This window comes from Dermacoccus barathri (assembly GCF_015070805.1).
Taxonomy (GTDB): Bacteria; Actinomycetota; Actinomycetes; order Actinomycetales; family Dermatophilaceae; genus Dermacoccus; species Dermacoccus abyssi.
The window spans coordinates 187,591-205,704 of sequence record NZ_JADCTK010000005.1 but is presented as its reverse complement, the minus strand read 5'-3'; the positions used below and the strand labels follow the sequence as shown (position 1 = coordinate 205,704).

20 protein-coding genes are annotated in these 18,114 nt (G+C 69.3%); 9 read left to right on the top strand and 11 right to left on the bottom strand.

What is annotated here, in order from left to right:
- Positions 1-47: 47 nt before the first annotated feature.
- From IM689_RS11195 to IM689_RS11180, 4 genes are read right to left on the bottom strand one after another with little or no spacing between them, the layout of a single operon-like run.
- Positions 48-1,046, bottom strand: a complete 999-nt coding sequence (locus IM689_RS11195) for a glycine betaine ABC transporter substrate-binding protein (protein WP_193644033.1) — start codon at positions 1,044-1,046, stop codon at positions 48-50.
- 4 nt (positions 1,047-1,050) lie between these two features.
- Positions 1,051-1,791, bottom strand: a complete 741-nt coding sequence (locus tag IM689_RS11190) for an ABC transporter permease (RefSeq protein WP_047310973.1) — start codon at positions 1,789-1,791, stop codon at positions 1,051-1,053.
- On the bottom strand, positions 1,788-3,131 hold the full coding sequence (locus tag IM689_RS11185) for an ABC transporter ATP-binding protein (RefSeq protein WP_319803865.1): 1,344 nt from the start codon (positions 3,129-3,131) through the stop codon (positions 1,788-1,790). The genes IM689_RS11190 and IM689_RS11185 overlap by 4 nt, the downstream gene beginning before the upstream one ends.
- Positions 3,124-3,765 carry an ABC transporter permease gene (locus IM689_RS11180; RefSeq protein WP_193644032.1) on the bottom strand — a complete coding sequence of 214 codons (642 nt, stop codon included), beginning with the start codon at positions 3,763-3,765 and terminating at the stop codon, positions 3,124-3,126. The genes IM689_RS11185 and IM689_RS11180 overlap by 8 nt, the downstream gene beginning before the upstream one ends.
- A gap of 287 nt (positions 3,766-4,052) precedes the next feature.
- Between IM689_RS11180 and IM689_RS11175 the strand changes: the two genes are divergently transcribed.
- Positions 4,053-4,592: a GNAT family N-acetyltransferase gene (locus IM689_RS11175; protein ID WP_193644031.1), complete on the top strand. Its 540-nt coding sequence runs from the start codon at positions 4,053-4,055 to the stop codon at positions 4,590-4,592.
- Between the two features lie 154 nt (positions 4,593-4,746).
- Here IM689_RS11175 and IM689_RS11170 read toward each other — a convergent pair whose 3' ends face one another.
- Complete coding sequence (locus IM689_RS11170; RefSeq protein WP_193644030.1) at positions 4,747-5,598, bottom strand: PIG-L deacetylase family protein; 852 nt, start codon at positions 5,596-5,598, stop codon at positions 4,747-4,749.
- Positions 5,599-5,717: 119 nt separating this feature from the next.
- Between IM689_RS11170 and IM689_RS11165 the strand changes: the two genes are divergently transcribed.
- The gene (locus IM689_RS11165; protein WP_319803869.1) at positions 5,718-6,194 is read left to right on the top strand and encodes a VOC family protein; all 477 of its coding nucleotides are present in this window, start codon (positions 5,718-5,720) and stop codon (positions 6,192-6,194) included.
- Here IM689_RS11165 and IM689_RS11160 read toward each other — a convergent pair.
- Together IM689_RS11160 and IM689_RS11155 are read right to left on the bottom strand one after the other, a co-directional pair.
- Positions 6,115-7,362, bottom strand: coding sequence for a glycosyltransferase 87 family protein (locus IM689_RS11160; RefSeq protein ID WP_193644029.1), 1,248 nt, complete (start codon positions 7,360-7,362; stop codon positions 6,115-6,117). The two genes, IM689_RS11165 and IM689_RS11160, sit on opposite strands and share 80 nt — an antisense overlap.
- Before the next feature lie 515 nt (positions 7,363-7,877).
- Positions 7,878-8,147, bottom strand: a complete 270-nt coding sequence (locus IM689_RS11155) for a hypothetical protein (protein WP_047310969.1) — start codon at positions 8,145-8,147, stop codon at positions 7,878-7,880.
- Positions 8,148-8,287: 140 nt separating this feature from the next.
- On the opposite strand from IM689_RS11155, the gene IM689_RS11150 reads away from it, so the two are divergent.
- The 4 genes from IM689_RS11150 (at position 8,288) to IM689_RS11135 (ending at position 11,358) form a co-directional block, all read left to right on the top strand.
- A complete protein-coding gene (locus IM689_RS11150) occupies positions 8,288-8,701 on the top strand; it encodes a DUF3592 domain-containing protein (protein WP_165357951.1) in 414 nt (137 codons plus the stop codon).
- Entirely contained in the window at positions 8,701-9,939 is a 1,239-nt protein-coding gene (locus tag IM689_RS11145) for an MFS transporter (protein WP_193644028.1), read from the top strand. Before IM689_RS11150 ends, IM689_RS11145 begins: the two co-directional genes overlap by 1 nt.
- 114 nt (positions 9,940-10,053) lie before the next feature.
- Positions 10,054-10,284 (top strand): hypothetical protein, encoded by a 231-nt coding sequence (locus tag IM689_RS11140; RefSeq protein ID WP_047310965.1) that lies wholly within the window; start codon positions 10,054-10,056, stop codon positions 10,282-10,284.
- Positions 10,285-10,305: 21 nt separating this feature from the next.
- Positions 10,306-11,358: a nitronate monooxygenase gene (locus tag IM689_RS11135; RefSeq protein ID WP_193644027.1), complete on the top strand. Its 1,053-nt coding sequence runs from the start codon at positions 10,306-10,308 to the stop codon at positions 11,356-11,358.
- 209 nt (positions 11,359-11,567) lie between these two features.
- Here IM689_RS11135 and IM689_RS11130 read toward each other — a convergent pair whose 3' ends face one another.
- Positions 11,568-12,455: an ArgP/LysG family DNA-binding transcriptional regulator gene (locus IM689_RS11130; protein ID WP_193644026.1), complete on the bottom strand. Its 888-nt coding sequence runs from the start codon at positions 12,453-12,455 to the stop codon at positions 11,568-11,570.
- Positions 12,456-12,539: 84 nt separating this feature from the next.
- Here IM689_RS11130 and IM689_RS11125 point away from each other — a divergent pair, with 84 nt between their 5' ends.
- The 3 genes from IM689_RS11125 to IM689_RS11115 all read left to right on the top strand — a co-directional run bounded on the left by IM689_RS11125 (position 12,540) and on the right by IM689_RS11115 (position 15,524).
- Positions 12,540-13,139, top strand: a complete 600-nt coding sequence (locus tag IM689_RS11125) for a LysE/ArgO family amino acid transporter (RefSeq protein WP_193644025.1) — start codon at positions 12,540-12,542, stop codon at positions 13,137-13,139.
- A gap of 100 nt (positions 13,140-13,239) precedes the next feature.
- Positions 13,240-13,830 (top strand): HAD family hydrolase, encoded by a 591-nt coding sequence (locus IM689_RS11120; protein ID WP_193644024.1) that lies wholly within the window; start codon positions 13,240-13,242, stop codon positions 13,828-13,830.
- A gap of 95 nt (positions 13,831-13,925) precedes the next feature.
- On the top strand, positions 13,926-15,524 hold the full coding sequence (locus IM689_RS11115; protein WP_193644023.1) for a peptide MFS transporter: 1,599 nt from the start codon (positions 13,926-13,928) through the stop codon (positions 15,522-15,524).
- Between the two features lie 63 nt (positions 15,525-15,587).
- Here IM689_RS11115 and thiD read toward each other — a convergent pair whose 3' ends face one another.
- The 3 genes from thiD to thiM are packed head-to-tail and all read right to left on the bottom strand — an operon-like array spanning position 15,588 to position 17,958.
- Positions 15,588-16,397 (bottom strand): bifunctional hydroxymethylpyrimidine kinase/phosphomethylpyrimidine kinase, encoded by an 810-nt coding sequence (thiD, locus tag IM689_RS11110; RefSeq protein WP_193644022.1) that lies wholly within the window; start codon positions 16,395-16,397, stop codon positions 15,588-15,590.
- The gene (thiE, locus tag IM689_RS11105; protein ID WP_193644021.1) at positions 16,394-17,125 is read right to left on the bottom strand and encodes a thiamine phosphate synthase; all 732 of its coding nucleotides are present in this window, start codon (positions 17,123-17,125) and stop codon (positions 16,394-16,396) included. The genes thiD and thiE overlap by 4 nt, the downstream gene beginning before the upstream one ends.
- Entirely contained in the window at positions 17,122-17,958 is an 837-nt protein-coding gene (thiM, locus tag IM689_RS11100; RefSeq protein WP_193644020.1) for a hydroxyethylthiazole kinase, read from the bottom strand. The genes thiE and thiM overlap by 4 nt, the downstream gene beginning before the upstream one ends.
- Positions 17,959-18,114: the final 156 nt, after the last annotated feature.

Below are 18,114 nucleotides of genomic sequence, written 5' to 3'. Positions count from 1 at the left end.
ACGCCCGGCCTCTCGCGCTTCGAGGGGCCGGGCGTCACGTCAGGGGGCTACTTGATGAAGCCTTCCTTCTTGAGCCAGTCGAACGCCACGTCGGACGGGTTCTCACCGTCGACGTCGACCTTGGCGTTGAGCTGGATCATCGTCTCGTTCGTCAGCTTCTTCGACACAGGGCCGAACAGGTCCGACAACTGCGGGTTCTTCTCCAACGTCTTGGTGGCGAACACCGGGGCGACGTTGTAGAGCGGGAAGAACTTCTTGTCGTCGGCGAGCACCTGCAGCTTCAGCACCTTGATGCGGCCATCGGTCGTGAAGACCTCACCGAAGTTGCACAGCCCGTTGTTCGTAGCCGCGTAGATCGCACCCGAATCGAGCTTCTTGATCTGGTTACGCGGAATCTCGCTGCCGAGCGGAATGCCGTAGGCCTTGAGCATCGGCTCGAGGCCGTCGTCACGGTTGGCGAACTCGGTGTCGACGCACAGCGTGCGCTGCGCCTTCGGCACCTTCTTGAGGTCGGACAACGACTTCACGTTGAACTTCTTCGCCGTGGCTTCCTTCGCCGCGAACCCGTAGGTGTTGTTCATCGGCGCGTACTGCAGCCACGTCAGACCGTTCTTCGCGTCCTCTGCCTTGACGGCGTCGAACTGCTTGCGCGGGTCCGGAATCGGCTTCGTGTGCCCCATGTACGTGATCCACGCCGTGCCCGTGTACTCCCACGAGAACGTCGTCTGGCCCTGGATCTGCGCCTCACGAGCCGCCGCAGAACCGGGGATCGTCGTGAAGTCCTTCACGTTTCCCCCGGCCGACTGCAGCAGGATGACGGCGATCTTTCCGAGGATCTGCTGCTCCGTGAACTGCTTGGAACCGACGGCGATCTCGGCGCCGTCGAGCTTCTTCACGGAGGCGAGCTTCGGCCCCAGTTCACCCGAGGGCGAGATGCCGGCCGAGGTACCGAGGCCACAGGAGCTGAGCAGCAGCGAACCCGCTGCCGCCGCTCCGGCGACGCCGGCGAGCCTGGCCCGCGGAGTACGAATCAACTTGTGCGTCATGCGATCACAGCCCCTTCGGGGTGACGATGGCCTCGAGCACACGCCCGGCCCACTCGAAGACGAGCGCGAGCAGGGCGATGAGGATCGCGCCACTGACGAGGATCGGGTAGCGGAACAGGTTGATGCCCGCCTGGATGAGCGCGCCCAGACCGCCGGCGTTGATGAACGTCGCGAACGACGCCGTACCGACGAGGAGGACGAGCGCGGTGCGCACACCGGCCATGATGACCGGCGCCGCGAGCGGCAGCTCGACCGTCGCGAGCGTCTTCATCTGGCTCATGCCCATGCCGCGGGCCGCCTCGACGAGCGTCGGGTCGACCTGCTGCAGACCGACGATCGTGTTGCGCAGCACCGGCAGGAACGCGTAGATCGCGAGAGCGAGAACGGCCACCCAGAAGGTGAAGCCGATCCACAGCGCGAGCAGCACGATGAGGCCGATGACCGGCGTCGCCTGGCCCGCGTTGGCGAACGCGACGACGGGCCCGGAGAAGCGGCGCAGCTTGGGACGGGTCAGGGCGACACCGATGGGCAGCGCCGTGGCGAGCACGAAGAAGGTGGCGACGAACGTCACCTTGATGTGCTCCCACCCGAGCTTGCGCAGCGCGGACCAGTCGAGCTGACGCGCCTCGATGGGGTCGAGATCGGCGGTCTGACGCCAGATGACCCAGGCGCCGAAGATGACGAGGATGAGGACGGGCAGCCCGAAGATCAGACCGAGTTGCTCGCGTCCGATACGGCCCTTCACTGTTCCTCACCCTCCTCGGCCTGCTCGCGGAAGTCGGTGTGGCTCGAGGTGTTCGCCACAGCCACCGAATCGGGCGTGGCCTCGGCGTCGGCACCGTGACGGCGCGACTCGGCCGCCTCGTGGGTGTCCTGGATGTGCGTCATGATCTGCTGGAACGACGCGACACCGCGGTACTCGCCGCGCCCACCGGTGACGACGACGGCGCCGTGGCTCGAGCTGAGCATGGCGTCGAGGGCGTCGTTGAGCGTGGCGCGGTGGTCGACCGTCTGCAGTGCCTCGCGGCGACGGTTCTCGACGCGCTCGCCGCGCAGCTTGGCGGCGGTGACGAAGTCGACCGGACGACCACGCTCGTCGAGCACGACGACGTTGCGCACACCGGACGCGGTGGCGTTGCGCTGCACGTCGACGATGGAGTCACCCACGCGAGCCGTCGGCGCGTCGGCGATCTCGACATCGTCGAGGCGCGAGAGGGCGAGGGACTTGAGGGCCGAACCGGCACCCACGAAGTCCTCGACGAACTCGTTGGCCGGGGCCGCGAGGATGTTCTCGGGGGTGTCGTACTGCTCGATCTTGCCGCCCTCGGAAAGGATGAGGATGCGGTCGCCGAGCTTGAGAGCCTCGTCGATGTCGTGCGTGACGCAGATGATCGTCTTGCGCAGCTGGCGCTGGATGCTGAGCATCTCGTCCTGCAGGCGCGTACGCGTGATTGGGTCGACGGCGCCGAAGGGCTCGTCCATGAGGATGACGGGCGGGTCGGCGGCGAGGCCGCGGGCCACACCGACACGCTGCTGCTGACCGCCGGAGAGCTCACGCGGGAAGCGGTCGCGGTAACGCTCCGGGTCGAGGCCGACCATGTCGAGCAGCTCGTCGACGCGCTTGGTCGTCTTGGCCTTGTCCCAGCCGAGCAGGCCGGGGACGACGGCGATGTTGTCGGCCACCGTCATGTGCGGGAAGAGTGAACCACCCTGGATGACGTAACCGATGCGCCGGCGCAGGTCGTCGGCCTTCGACTCGGAGATCGGCTTGCCGTCGATCGTGATGGTGCCGCTCGTCGGGTCGATGAGACGGTTGATCATCTTGAGCGACGTCGTCTTGCCGCAGCCCGACGGGCCGACGAACATGACGGTCTCACCGGCAGGGATGCGCAGCGACATGCCGCCGACGGCAGCCTTCGCCTGGCCGGGGTACTTCTTGACGACGTTGTCGAAGACGATCTCGGCGCCCGTGACTTCGCTGCGCTGAGAGCTCGTGGCGTCAACGTCGGTGTTGACGTCCGTGTTGACGTCGTCAGCGCGCTCGACCGGCGTGGCGCCCTGGGCTTCGGTGGTGTTGTCAGGCACGGATCCCCCTGGGAATCGTCAGTCGGCCGACGCCGACAAGAATGAGGTCGAGAAGGAGCGCGAGGACGACGACACCGATGGTGCCGACCAGCGCGTAGTTGAGCGCGTTGGCGCCGCCCACCTGGGCGAGGCCGGTGAAGATGTAGCCACCGAGGCCGGGGCCGAGGGCGTAGGCGGCGATGGCGCCGACGCCGAACGACATCTGGGTGGACGTGCGCACGCCGGCGAGGATGACCGGCCACGCCATGGGCAGGCGCACCTTGAGCAGCGTCGCTGCCTTGCTCATGCCCATGCCCTGCGCGCTTTCGAGCAGGTTCTTGTCGACCGACTCGAGGCCGACGACCGCGTTGCGCAGGATCGGCAGAACGGCGTAGAAGCAGACTGCGAGCACCGACGGCAGGGCACCGATGCCCACGAGCGGCAGCAGCACGCCGAGGAGCGCGAATGACGGGATGGTCAGACCGACCGCCGAGACGATGTTGGCCAAGCCCTTGAGCCTGTTGTTCCGAATGACGATGACCGCAAGGACGAGCGCGATGATCGTGGCGAGCAAGACGGCCTGGACGACGAGCGAGGTGTGCTGGTAACTGCGATAGGCGATGTCCTGCCATCGCTCAGCGATGAATTCCCACACGAGGCGTCATCCCCCTTTCCACAATGTGCCCGCCGACGCCCCGTGCGGCACACGGGAGTAGGCGGGCTTCGTTTGACTCATCCTAGGTGCGCAGCCGCGTCAGACCGCGGCTTCCCGGGGCGCGCGGGCCCCGCCGGCGCTCGATGGCCGACGGTCGCGCGCGCCGTTCTCCTTGCCATGACAGAGGGAATTCACAGTTGATAACGAATGGCTCACGAATCCCTGAATATTGCGACTGTGCGGGCAAATCGGTCGATTGTGCCCCTAGGGATCGGGAGGATGACGTCATGAGTGTGCACCCCGCGTCGCAGCTTCCGTGGCAGACCTACCGTGACGTGCGTCTGCGTGCGTTGGGGACCAATCCGGAGGCGTTCGGTTCGTCGTTCGAGCGCGAGGTGGCCTTCCCCGACGAGCGGTGGGTCGAGCGCGCGTCGAACCCCGGGACGCTGCTGTGGGTGGCTGACGACGAGCCGGATGCCTCGAGCGGCGTCGCGCCGCGTGGTGACGGTTTGGCGGGCCTCTTTCCCGCCTCCGGTTATCTCGACGACGTGGAGAGCGCTCGGACGCTGACGGACGACCCGGAGCGTCTCGCCTTCGTCGTCCAGGTGTGGGTGGAGCCGGGTCGGCGCGGCACCGGCGTCGTCGACGACCTTGTCGAAGCACTCGTCTTGCGGGCACGCGAGTTGGGTTACCGGGTGCTGGCGCTGCACGTGTTCCGCGCGAACGAGCGGGCCGCGGCGGCGTACGTGCGGCACGGGTTCACGCAGGTGAACCCGCCGTCGCCGGCGTGCCCGGCCGACGAGGACGAGTACGTCCTGACGCTCTGAGCTCGCGACGGGGCGACTACCTGTTCAGGACACAACGTGCCCCGGTGGCACGTCGGCATCTCAAACCGGGAACATCAGGACACAACGCGGCCTGACGGCACTCGCGCACCCACCGGCATGGCCGGAGCGAGCGGGCCGACCGAGCGTCAGCGGCTCAGAAGAACCAGCCGTCGGGCAGGGGCTGGCTCTCGGGGCGCGCGCCGTGGCCGCGGCCGTCCGTCGCGGGAAGGCCGCCGGCCTGCATGGCAGCGACGTCGATGTAGTGCTCGGTGCCGAAACCGGCGTTGAACGCCTCGGCGGGCATCGCGAGGATGCCTGCGGCGTCGGGCTGCGACGCGTGCGCGCCGAGCGCGGCGCGCTTCTTGTCGAGGTAGGCGCTGACGTCGACGCGGAAACTGATGTCGCGCTCGGCCATGCCGAGGGGGTTGCCGTCGTCGCCGCCGGCGTCGGGGTCGAAGCTCTCGCCCTCGGGGATGAGCCCGGCCTCGCGGGCCTGACGCATCTGCTCGCGCAGGGCGTCACGGTTCATCGTCGACTCGAACACGCGCGGCGAACTCTTCGCCAGCGAGACCGCGCGGTGGAGCACGTTGTGCACCTTGACGTGGTCGGGGTGGCCGTAGCTGCCGTGCCAGTCGTAGCCGACGACGACGTCGGCGTTCTCCTCGTCGAGAATGTCGGCGAGCGCCTGCCCAGCGATGACGGGGTCGGCGCCGTGGAAGGATCCGTCGACGTCGTTCTGCTCCCAGCCCGTCATGCCCGAGTCGGCGTAGCCGAGCCACGCGACGCGCGCCGTGCCGAGCACCCGAGCGGATTCGGCCGCTTCCTTGCGGCGCCGCTCGACGACGGTCTCCCCCTCAGCCATGTCTTCGGCGGGCGAACCGTGGTCACCGTTCGTGGCGTAGACGAGCACGACGCGGTGGCCCTCCTCGACGGCGCGCGCCATGGCGCCGGAGGTCTGGCTGGCTTCGTCGTCGGGGTGGGCGTGGAAGAAGACGATGGTCGACACGGGCGACAGTTTCCCACGACCGCCGTGGACCTCGACAACGATGAACAGGGTTCGGACGCGTACCACCGGTGGCCATCCCGAAGGGCGCATCATGAACCCATGACGACGAACATCACGCCCTGCATCTGGCTCGACGGCACCGCTCAGCCGCGGCCGACCTGTACCTGTCGCTCTTTCCCAACGCGCAGCGCACGAGCACCGTCCAGTATCCCACCGACGAGGCTGCCCTCGGCCCGAACGCGCACATGGCCGGGCAGGTGCTCATGGAGGAGGTCGCGCTCGACGGCAACCCCTTCACCCTCCTCAACGGTGGGCCGCAGTTCCCGCAGACGGAGGCCGTCAGCTTCCAGGTCATGTGCGCCGACCAGGCCGAGGTCGACCACTACTGGAACGGCTTCACCGCGAACGGCGGCTCCGAGAGCCAGTGCGGCTGGTGCCAGGACCCGTTCGGCGTGAGCTGGCAGGTCATCCCCCGCCGCCTCTACGAGCTGATGAGCGACCCGGACCCGCAGGTCGTCACGCGGGTGTCGCAGGCGATGTACTCGATGCGGAAGCTGGACGTCGAGCAACTCGAGCGCGCTGCACGAGGAGCATGACGGCCCGCACCGTCAACCACACGAGCAGCATGTTGCGCACGAGGATGACGACGCGCGTCGTCAGCGCGAACAGCGTGTGATCGGAGAAGATCCCGTCGAACAGGAACGGGAACTCCAGCTGCGTCAGCACGAGCGTCACCGCGCCGAGCAGGCGCAGGCGGGCGTCGTCGACGAGCACGAGCGCCGGAATGAGCCAGATGAGGTACTGCGGGCTCAGCACCGGACTCGACAGGATGAGCACCGAGATGACGCACGTCATCGTCAGCGCGAGGGTGGTGACGCGCTCGTCACGCCCGGCCCGCCAGCCGAGGGCGAGCAGGGACAGCGCGAGGACGTAGCCGACGTACTGCGTCGGCTTCACCATCCACATGAGGGAGTTCGCGAGTTCGCCCGTGTACTCCCACGAGCCCTGACGCTTCTCCAGCGAGACGGGCGTGGAACCGAAGATCCGTGCGAAACCGAGCCAGGCACCCCACAGCGACTCCACCTCGAAGCCGCGCTGACCCTGCCAGGACAACGGTGACGTGACGCGCTGCGGCCCGGCCAACAGCGCCGTCGCCCCGACCCAGGCGATGCCACCCGCCATCGCCGCGGCCATGTGCGTGACGCGGCGGCGCGTGGGGCCGAGCAGGCCGAGGCCGAAGACAGCTGGCCACAGCTTGACGGCCGAGCCCATCGCGACCGCGAGCCCGGAGAGCACCGAGCGGCTGCGCGAATGAGCCGCGCCGTCGTTGAAGATGAGCAGCAGGACGAGCGCGAACGCGGCATACAGGTCGAAGCGCATGTAGAGCAACGGTCCGAGGAGACCGACGAACAACGTCCACCGCAGCGCGGCCTCGCGCCCGAAGTGACGGTCGAACAGCCGCGTCGCCACGGCGTCACACGCGATGGCGGTGACGACGAAGAGCGCGACGAAGCCCGCGTACGGCAGGGTGCGCGCGGCGGCCATGATCCACAGCGCCACAGGGAAGGGGTACTCGGCCATCGACGACATCACGTCGGAACGGCCCGCCTGCGCGTAGTAGTAGCGCAGGTCGCCACGCATGCCCGAGTAGAGGGCGCACAGCGCGAGCATGATGACGCGCGTGAGCGGCCAGAGCACGTTGAGGCGGCGGTAGAACGGAAGGGACGCGCCGTCGCGGGACACCGGGACGGCGAGCTCGATCACGCGCTCACCTTAGCGGTTGCTCCCTCGGTGTCTCCGGCGGCAGGCCGGGGGGTTTCGCTCGTGTCGCGCTCGCTGCCGCGCGGGGTGCGGGCAGCGGCGTCAGCGGGCAAAGACCCCAGAAACGTTGGATCCCCCGACTGCCTGGTGCTCTGGGGTCATCAGGTAGCCGGGGGCTAAGAGCAATTATTAGCGGAGACTTCACCTTCTGGAAAGACTTCCAGCAACATTTCTCGCCGGGTGTGACCGAGGACGCATCGGACGTCCGACCCAGAGCGCACGAAACCCGCCACGAGGACGGTTCGTGGCGGGTTTCGCGCCGGCGCCCGCGAGTGTCGGGAGCTCGCGGCACCGGGTGAACCGCGCGAGGAGATGAGCGCGCAGGTCACGTGAGCCTGCAACCGGCCCGCTGGGCGCGGATGGCGCGCCGAACACCACGAACGTCGCGCGGCGTGAGGCGCCCAGCTCGGCGTCACGATTTGCGTGGACGGCCGGCCGCAGGAGTCTTCGGGGTGGGTCTACAGGCGCACGAGCTTGCCGTCGCGCACGGCGTAGCGGGCGTTCGACTCGACGGCCAGGTTCGTCGGGGCGGGCTTCACGACCTCGGCGGTGTTGCCGGCGTACCGGATGCCGGTGGCCACACCGGCTGCCGAGGCGTCGGCGGCGCTCATCGTCGAGACGCCCATGAGGGCAACCGCGGAGCTGACGACGATGCCGCGGCCGAGGTTCCTGAGCGAGCCGAAGCGGGAGGTGGCGGCCTGGGACGAGGTGTTCTGTGTGGTGTTCATGGCCCTGACTCAACGCCGCGTTGCTATGGGGTTCCTGTGCGACGCGTGTGACACCCCTACGGGGTTTGCGTGCTGCTCGCCGACCGCTGCGCCCACGCCCCGTGACAGCCCGATTGCGCGGTGCTCGTTACGCTCGTCGGGTGAAGAGTGGATTCGTGCCCGTTGCTGCCGCCGTCGTCATACTCGTCTTCGGCCTCGCGCTCGCAGCCGCCCTGCTCAAGGGCATCGTGGGTGCTGTGCGCCGCCGCAGCTGGCCGGTCGTCGACGGTGTCGTCCAGCTCGCCACCGGCGAGGACGGTCGCAAGAACTCCCTCGCACGCATTCGTTACACGGCCCCCGACGGTGGGCGTCACGTCCTGGAGACGAAGACCGGCGGCATGAGCACGAACGGGCGCGACGGCCAGCGGCTGCCGCTGTCGGTCGACCCGAGCGACCCGGCCAACGCTGTGCCCAAGGCCGCCAACGGCACCCTCGCGACCATGGGCTGCATGGTCGTCACGTTGCTGCTCTTCGTCGTCTTCGCGGTGTTCGTGCTCGTGCGCGTGCTCGGCTGATGACGCAGCCCTCCGCCGCCGCGCCGAGCGACGGCGCCTCCCCCAACGCACCGGGGGCCGGCGAGGGCGACCGGCTGCGCACGACACGGCTCTTCCTCCTCGCTGCGGGGCTTTCCGTCTTCCTCACCGCCGAGATGTACCCGGTCGGCGCCATGCCCGACATGACGCGCGACCTCGGCGAATCCGAATCCGCCGTCGGGCGCCTCGTCACCTGGTACGCCATCGGCGTCGGAGTGGCGACCATCCCCGTCGTCATGGCCACACGGGCCCTCTCGCGGCGGCTCGTCATCGTCGGGTCACTGCTCGCACTGTTCGTCTCGATGGCTCTCTCGGCGATTGCCCCGAATCTCCTCGTCGTGACGATCGCGCGACTCATCGGCGCGATCGCACATGGTGGCATCTTCGCCGTCGTGCCGGTCGCTGCCGCGAGCCTGGCCCGCAAGGGCGCGGAGGCGAAAGCCGTCGGTGGCGCGTTCCTCGGCGCGAGCGTCGGCGTCGTGGCCGGTCCGCCGGTCGTCGCCGCCGTGAGCGAGCACGTCGGGTGGCGGTTCGCGAGCGGCGTCATCGCCGTCATCGCGTTGCTCGTCGCGATGGCCAGCCAGCTCAAGCTGCCGCCGCTCGAAGCGCGTTCCGGCGGCGCGTTCTCGCTCCGCATCCCGGCGTCGATGCGCGTGCCGTTCTACACGCTCTGCGGCGTGACGGCCCTCATCGTCACGGCACACAACGCGGCCTGGGCGTTCATCGCCCCGATCCTCGAAGCGCGCGGCATCTCCGGCACCGCGTACGCCGTCGAACTGTTCTGTTACGGGCTGGCCGGCGCTCTCACGACGGCGTTCGCGAGCCGTCACCTCGACTCCCACCCGCGCCGCGTGACGACCATCGCGCTCACCTGCATGATCCTCGCGCTGCTCGCCCTGACGTTCCTGCCCGGCACCGCGACGGGCGCCGTCGCCGCCGTGGTCTGGGGAGGATCGTTCGGCGTCCTGCCCGTCGCCATGCAGACCCGCGTGCTCGCCACGACACCCGGTCACAACGACGCGGCCACGCCGATCTACGTCGTCGCGTTCCAGATCGGCATCAGCCTCGGCGCGTACATCGGCAGCGTGCTCATCCTGACGATGGCCGCCACGGGGCTGCCGCTGTTCGCCGCCGTCGTCACCGCGTTCGGGCTGCCGTTGCTCGCGTGGGGTATGCGTGATCGTCACGGCTCCGAGGCGAGTACGACCCGACCCGAGTGACGAAGCTCGTTCACGGGACGAAGGACCCTATGCGCCCCGAGAAAAGTTCAGGGAAGTCGCGCTAGGCTCGCCGCAGGACCGTTCGGCGCACCCGCGCCCCGTCGAGGAGATGGAATGAAGGACAACACCGGTTTGAGCATCGGCTACCGCATGGGCTGGCGCCTCGAGTACATCGGTGTCTCCGTCTTCGGCCCCGCCCAGCACGTGCCCGCGAGCGACCCGAAGCGTCGCCTGCGCCGCGAGCGCGCCCGCCGCGTCATCGCCGCGCACGAGGCGCGCGGCACCACCGCCCCCGAGTGGGTGCACGAGGTGCTCGCCTCCGGCGGCGACAAGCCGAAGCGCTGACCAACCTGGGACACTGAGGGCATGTTCTCGTTCGAAAGTCTTGAACTGCCCGTCGTGTCAGCGCCCATGGCAGGCGGCCCCACGACCACGGAACTCGTCATCGACGCCTCGAAGGCCGGTGGCTGGGGCGTGCTCGCCGGGGGCAACAAGGACGTCGACACGATGGCCCGCGAGGTGCGCGACGTGCAGGACGCCGGCGTCGCTGCGGGCGTCAACCTCTTCATCCCCGGCCCGCAGAGCACGGACGCCGAGGCGCTCGCCGGGTTGCGCGAGAAGCTCGGCCCCATCGCCAAGAAGTTCGACGTCGAACTCGGCGAACCCTCCTGGGACGACGACGATTACGGTGCCAAGCTCGACTGGCTCGTCACCCACCCCGTCGACGTCGTCACCTTCACCTTCGGCCTGCCGTCGGCCGAGGACGTCACGGCGCTGCGCGGCGTCGGCACGAGCCTCGGCGCGATGGTCACCTCCCCCGAGGACGCCCGCGCCGCCGTCGAGCGCGGCATGGACTTCCTCATCGTTCAGGGCCCCGACGCCGGCGGCCACCAGAGCACGTTCGACCTCTACGCCGAGCCGAGCGACGTCGCCCTGCCGCAGCTCTTCGACGACGTGCGCGGCGCCGTCGACGTACCGCTGCTCGCAGCCGGTGGCATCGCCACGCCCGCCGACACGCAGGCCGCGCTCGATGCCGGCGCCGTCGCCGTCCAGGCCGGAACGGCCTACCTGCGCTCCTCGTCAGCCGGTTCGTCGCTGACGCACCGTTTGGCCCTCGCCTCCGACGATTTCTCCGAGACCGGCCTGACGCGCGCCTTCTCCGGCCGCTACGCCCGCGGCCTCGCCAACGAGTTCATGGCGATGTTCGACGGCATCACCGCCGTCACGCCGGCCGCCTACCCCGAGGTGAACCGCCTGCTCGCCCCGCTGCGCAAGAAGGCCGCGGAGACCGGCGACCCGCAGTGGACGCACCTGTGGGCCGGCGAGGGCTGGCGCCGCAGCGCCGCCGCTATGCCGGGGCGAGTCATCGAAGGCGACGCCGGGCGCATCACGCGCTGGCTGGCCGGTCGCGAGAGCTGACACAGGCGAAGGCCGCGTCCGGTTCGAGGTGGCAACCTCCGGACGCGGCCTCGGCGCGTGTGCTTGGCAACGAATCGACTCAGAGCAGACGGCTCCCCTTCCTCACGGGAGAATGTTCGTGATGAGGTAAGCCTAACCTTTGCTTCTGGGCTTTTGGCAATTAGGGCACGCCGAAGTGTCGTAAATGAGATTCCTCGTGCGCGGTCGGGTCATCGCAGAGCGTGGGCGGCGGACGTCACCTCGTCGCTGAGGCGCGCCAGCGACGGAGCGTCGAGGCGCCAGCACTGCCAGTACAAGGGGACGTCGAGCGGTTCGACGCCGGGCACCGGAATCAGCTCGTCGCGCCCGCCGCCCCTCCCAGCGGGGCCTTCCAGACCCTCGGGGATCATGCTCCACCCGAGGCCCGCACGAACGGCGGCCGAGAGGCCCTCCGCCGACGGCACGACGTGTTCCAACGGAGGCTCGCCGAGCCCGAGGCGCCGCAACACGCCGCGCTGCAGGTCGTCACGATCGTTGAAGCGCACCGTCGGTACTCGCTCCAGTGAGCACCCGCACGCCTCCCACTGCGAGCGCCGCACCCGCGCGACGTAGCGCATGACGCCCAGCTCTTGAACCGAACACCCCTGCACCGCCAGGTCGCTCGCCGTCACGGCGCCGATGACCGAACCGTCGCGCAACAGTTGGGCGGAGTGGTCCTGATCCTCGACGAAGACCCGCAGCCGAGCGTCACCCCATTCGCCGACCGTCTCGAGCACCTCGACGAACCACGTGGCGAGCGAGTCGGCGTTGACGGCGACGGGCAGGTCCACGATGGGCACAATGCCGCCACGCTCGCTGCCGCCGCCCCCGAGCGCCCGGACGAGGTCGGCGTCGAGCAGCGCGCGCTGACGCCCGGTGCGCAGCACGATCTCGCCCACGGGCGTCGGGCGCACCGGCACCGACCGGACGAGAACGATCTGCCCGAGTTCCTGTTCGAGGGCCTTGACCCGCTGCGACACCGCCGACGGCGTGATGCGCAGCGCCGCGGCCGCGCCGTCGAAGGTGCCCTCGTCGACGCAGGCGACAAGGGCCTTGAAGTGGTCGTCGCGCACCCGCATGGCCCCACCCTAGATGAAGCACTGCTTAGGTATCTGTAGAAACATGTACTGTTCTACAGAGGGCGCGATTCCTACGCTCGAGCCATGACGCACCTGCTCACCGGCTTCCTCACGGGCCTCGGCCTCATCGTCGCCATCGGCTCCCAGAACGCCTTCGTCCTGCGCCAGGGCCTGCTGCGTCAGCACGTCACGCTCATCGTCGTCGTCTGCGCACTCGGTGACATCGCGCTCGAACTGGCCGGCGTGCTCGGCATGGGCGCCGTCGTCGAAGCTCACCCGACGGCGATCAAGGCGCTCAAGTGGTTCGGCGCCGCCTACCTCGTCTGGTTCGGCCTCAACGCCCTGCGCAGCGCCCGCCGGGCCAGCTCGCTCAGCCCGGCCGACGCGCCGCCGGTGAGCCGGCGCACCGCGATCCTCACCGTGCTCGGCCTGACGTTCCTCAACCCGCACGTCTACCTCGACACCGTCGTCATGATCGGCTCGCTCGCCAATTCGCGTGGCCCCGAAGGACGTTGGTGGTTCTACGCCGGCTCGGTGGCGGCCAGCATCCTGTGGTTCGCGGCCCTCGGGTACGGCGCCCGCGCGCTCACCCCGCTCGTGCGCAAGGCACGCACCTGGCAGGTCATCGACACCGTTGTCGGCGTCATGATGTTCGGCTTCGCCGGGATGCTCGTCACCACCTGAACACGCACATCCCCTCGGGCGGGAGCCGCGCTTCACCCCTGAGGGCCAGATTCCGCGGCTCGACTAGGAGAATCACACCTCCATCTGTCACGCTGATCAGGTGACCATTTCTGTCTGGTTCGATGGCGACGAAACCCTGTGGGATCGACGGGGATACATGTTGACCGGTTTGCTCGAGCAGGGGGCTCGGGCTGGGGGGCGCTCCGGGGAGCGCGAGCCGGAACTCTTTGCCGATGTCCTGCCCACGATGGTGGGCCTCAGCGAGACGGGCACGGTGAACCTCATCGACTACGCCCCGATGCCCGAGGGGCACGAGTGCCTCCTGCCTCCGTTCAAGGCACGCGTCGACGGTCCGCACGCTCCGAGCAACGCCGCACCCGAACTCCACACCACCGAGAACCACCTCAACTGGATCGAGACGCTCGATCGCATCGAGTCCGTGGTCGCCGAGACCGGCAAGCCCGTCGACCACATCGTGCTCATCAGCAACAACGTCGCAGCCTTCGATCTCGCTGCTGAGCGCGGCTGGCTCACGGTGTGGCTCAACCGTGACCGGGTGGCCAACCTCTCCGACGTCATGCCGAGCGCCGAGATCCACTCGCTGCTCGACCTGCCCGAGGTGCTCGAGGCCATCGAGGAAGCCCGCGCCGCCGTGGCCGACCTGGACCCGGAACCGACGGCGCCCGCCTAAGCATCGCAAGACTATGATTGACGGCCGCACCTGCCAGGTGCGGCCGTTGTCATCACCCCGACGACGGTGTCCCCCTACCGAAGGGCGACCCCCTCATGGTCGATTCCTCACGACCACACCAGGACTCACCGGTCGGTGACTCCCCGGCGAACGTCACCGACGTCGACCTCGACGATCCCGCAACGCGGGAGGTCATCTCCGGCGGCCGCACCGAGCCGTCGCTGCCCGACCGCGGATTCCTCGGACATCCTGCCGGGCTCGGGACGCTGTTCAACGCCGAGCTGTGGGAGCGCTTCAGCTACTACGGCATGCGCGCGATCCTCGCGTACTACCTCTACGACACCGCCACGAACGGCGGGCTCGGCGTCGAGCAGTCGATCGCCCTCGCCATCGTCGCGACGTACGGCGCCTCCGTGTACCTGCTCAGCGTGCTCGGCGGCTGGCTCGCCGACCGCGTCATCGGAGCGTTCAAGGCGACCCTGTTCGGCGGCATCGTCATCATGGCGGGCCACATCTTCCTCTCCGTGCCCGCCGAAGCGTTCTCGTGGCTCGGCATCGCCGTCGTCGCGCTCGGAACGGGTCTGCAGAAGGCGTCCGTCTCGTCCGTCGTCGGGCAGCTGTACGACCCGCAGGACGGGCGACGGGACTCCGGCTTCTCGATCTTCTACATGTCGATCAACATCGGCTCCTTCTTCTCTCCGTTCGTCGTCACCTTCCTCAAGGACCGATGGGGTTACCACGCCGGCTTCTCCGCCGCGGCCATCGGCATGGCGCTCGGCCTCATCGGCATGTTCCTCTTCCGCAAGAAGCTGCGCGGCGCCGGTTCGCGCCCGACGAACCCGCTGACGCGCGAGGAGATCCCCGGCGTCGTGCGCCTCGTCGGCGGCTCGGCCGTCGTCATCGCCGCCGTGTTCGGCATCAGCTTCGCCGTCTCGGCGGACAACCCGACCGCCATCATCAACGGCGTGACGGCGCTGTCGGTCATCACCGCGCTCGGCGTCTTCGTCACGATGTTCAAGAGCCCCAAGGTGAAGGCGCGCGAGCGTTCGCACCTGCAGGCGTACGTGCCCCTGTGGATCGGTGCGGTGCTGTTCTGGATGATCTTCGAGCAGGCCGCGAGCAAGATGGCGGCCTTCGCCGCCGATCGCACCGACCTCGGCGAGGTGTTCGGCATCGGTGTGAGCGCCGAGTTCTTCCAGAGCGTCAACCCGCTCTTCATCGTCCTGCTCGCGCCGGTCACGGCCGCGCTGTGGATGAAGCGCGCCGGACGCTTCCCGGGCACCGGCGCGAAGTTCTCCATCGGCGTGCTCCTCGCCGGCCTGTCGTTCGTCCTCCTCGCCTACTACTCGCACCTGTGGCCGAGCGGCCCGACGGCGCCGATGTGGGCGTTGGCGAGCGTCTTCGTCATCCAGACGATCGGTGAGCTGTGCCTGTCGCCCGTCGGCATCTCTGCGACGTCGAAGCTCGCACCCGCGGCGTTCACGACGCAGAGCATGGCGCTGTGGTTCCTCGCGTCCGCGGTCGGCCAGTCGGCCGCCGCGCAGGCGATTCGCCTCATGGAGGGCATGGGCGACACGACGTTCTTCCTCACCCTCGGCCTCATCACGGCCGGGTTCTCGCTCGTTCTCATGTCCCTGACGCCGTGGATCGCGCGACACATCAAGGACGTCGACGAGCGTGTCACCACGGCATGACGTGACACGTCCCGTGACGGCACGAACGCCCGGCTCCCTCCTCGGAGTCGGGCGTTCGCGCGTTCACCACCAGGCGTGGAAGTGGTGGACGGGCCCGTGCCCCGTGCCGGCTCCGACATCGAGACGCTCGCTCGCGGCGAGGGCCTGCGTCAGGTAGTCCTTGGCGTCACGGGTCGCTTCCGCCCATCCGTCACGCTGGGGACGCAACGCGGCCATGGCGGCGCTCAGCGTGCAGCCGGTGCCGTGGGTGTTCCGCGTCGCGATGCGCGGCGCCGACAGGTGGGTGACGTCGCCGCCGACGAGGAGGATGTCCTCACTCGAATCGCCCGTCCCGTGACCGCCCTTGAGCATGACGCCCGCCCCCAGTTGCGCCAGCCGTGCGGCGAGATCTTCGGTCGGCTCCGGCGGGGGCTCGGGCAGATCGAGCAGGACCGCGGCCTCGGCGAGGTTCGGCGTGATGACGTCCGCCGTCGGCACGAGACGCGAACGCAGCGCGTCGACGGCGTCCTCGTCGAGCAATCGGTCCCCGCTCGAGGCGACCATGACGGGATCGAGCACGCGCCACGGCACCTCGGGGTGTGCTTCGAGCGCGTCGGCGACGGTCTCGATGACGGCGGCGGAGCCGAGCATCCCGATCTTGACCGCGTCGATGCGCACGTCGGCCAGGAGGTTCTCGATCTGGGTGCGCACCTGGTCGGGCGTCAGCAGACCGACGGCCTCCACACCCTGGGTGTTCTGCGCGACGACCGCCGTGACGACGCCGCAGCCGTAGGCGCCCAGGGCGCCGAAGGTCTTGAGGTCGGCCATGATGCCGGCCCCGCCACTCGGGTCGGTGCCGGCGATCGACAGCACGTTGGGGATGCGCGTCGTCATGCCGGCTCACCCCCGTCGTGCGAGTACGACGCGTCGAGCGCCGCCCGTAGCTCGCGGGTGGCCGAGGCGGGATCGGGCTGGCCGCAGATCGCCGAGACGACAGCAACACCTCGCGCACCTTCCCGGACGAGGCCGCCGACGTCTGCCTGCTTGACGCCACCGATGACGACAGCCGGAACACCGCCCGCACGGGCCACTGAGACCAGAGCGCCGACGCCGTCGGCGCCGAGCGGCTCCGGAGCGTTCGGCTTGGTCGGCGTGGCCCGGTAGGGGCCGATGCCGATCAGGTCGAGCGTGCCGGGCGGCATCGCGTCCGCCGCCCTGATCTCGTCGGCGCTAGAGACCGACCATCCGATGTGGAAGTCGTGGCGCCCGAGGGCCTCGGCGATTCGCCGTGCGGCGACGGGATCGAGATCGCTCTGACCGAGGTGCACGCCCGCGGCACCCGCCGCGAGCGCCACGTCGAGGCGGTCGTCGATGACGAGCGGTACGCCGGTCGGCTCGAGCGCCTCGACCAGTTCGGCTGCCAGTGCGGCCAGTTCGCGTGTCGTGGCGTCGTGGTCACGCAGTTGGACGATGTCCGCGCCGTGCTTCGCGGCGGCGAGTGCCGTCTCGACGACGCCCCGTGGGCCGCCACACAGGTGTGTGTCGGTGACGAGGTAGAGGCGCGGACGCAGGGAGCGCCGCGGGCTGCGCGTCTGGCTCGGGGTCGTGGCGCGCGTCGTCATCGCAGGTCCAGGTTCGCCGCGACGGTCTCGGACTCGACGCGGGCGAGGGCGTCGAGCAGTTCGACGGCGAAGCTGCCGGGCCCGCCCGCTCGGCGTGCGGCCTCCTCGGCCGCGACCGTGAGGGCAGCCGTGGCAGCGGCTGCCGCGAGGTGTGGAGTCCGTGCCACGGGCACGTAGGCGGCAACGATCGCTCCGAGCGCGCACCCGACTCCGGTCACCTTCGTCATCAGCTGGTGGCCGTTCGCGATCCGCAGCGTCGGCGACTCGGCGCTGACGACGGCATCGATCTCACCGCTGACCGCGACGGCTCCCCCGGTGCGCTCGGCCAGGCGGGCGGCCACGTCGAGGGCGGAATCGACCTCGTCCCCGGCGTCCACGCCGCGACCCGCCCCGGTCTCGCCGAAGAGACCGAGCACCTCGGAGGCATTGCCCCGCACCGCGTCGGGGCGGTACTCGAGGAGGTCGCGAGCGAGCTTCGTACGCACCGGCAGGGTGCCCACGGCAACGGGATCGAGGCACCAGGATCGTCCCGCCGCTGCACGCGAGGCGGCCGTCGCGAGCATGGCCTCCACGGTCGCGGCATTGACCGTGCCGACGTTGATGAGCAGGCCGTCGGCGATGCCCGCGAAGATCGGACCTTCCTCGAGCGAATCGACCATGGCGGGCGACGCTCCGACCGCGAGGAGCACGTTCGCCGTGAAACCGGTGACGACCGAGTTCGTCAGGCACTGCGTGAGTGGTGTGGCCACGCGGACGGCGTCGACCACGGCTGCGATCTCGTCGACTTCGGCGCGAGGTCGTGTGGGGGCAGGGGTGTTTCGGGGCGCGATCATCGCGCGTCTCCTTCCTACGCCGGCATTACCCGGATCAGGTGTGCCCACCGATGACGGTGGATCTGGCGGTCGACGCGCACTTGGCGTCTCTCAGCTCGAAGGCTCCCGCGGGACGCTCACCAATCTACCGATTCCCCTGGCGCCGCGGGGCGAGGG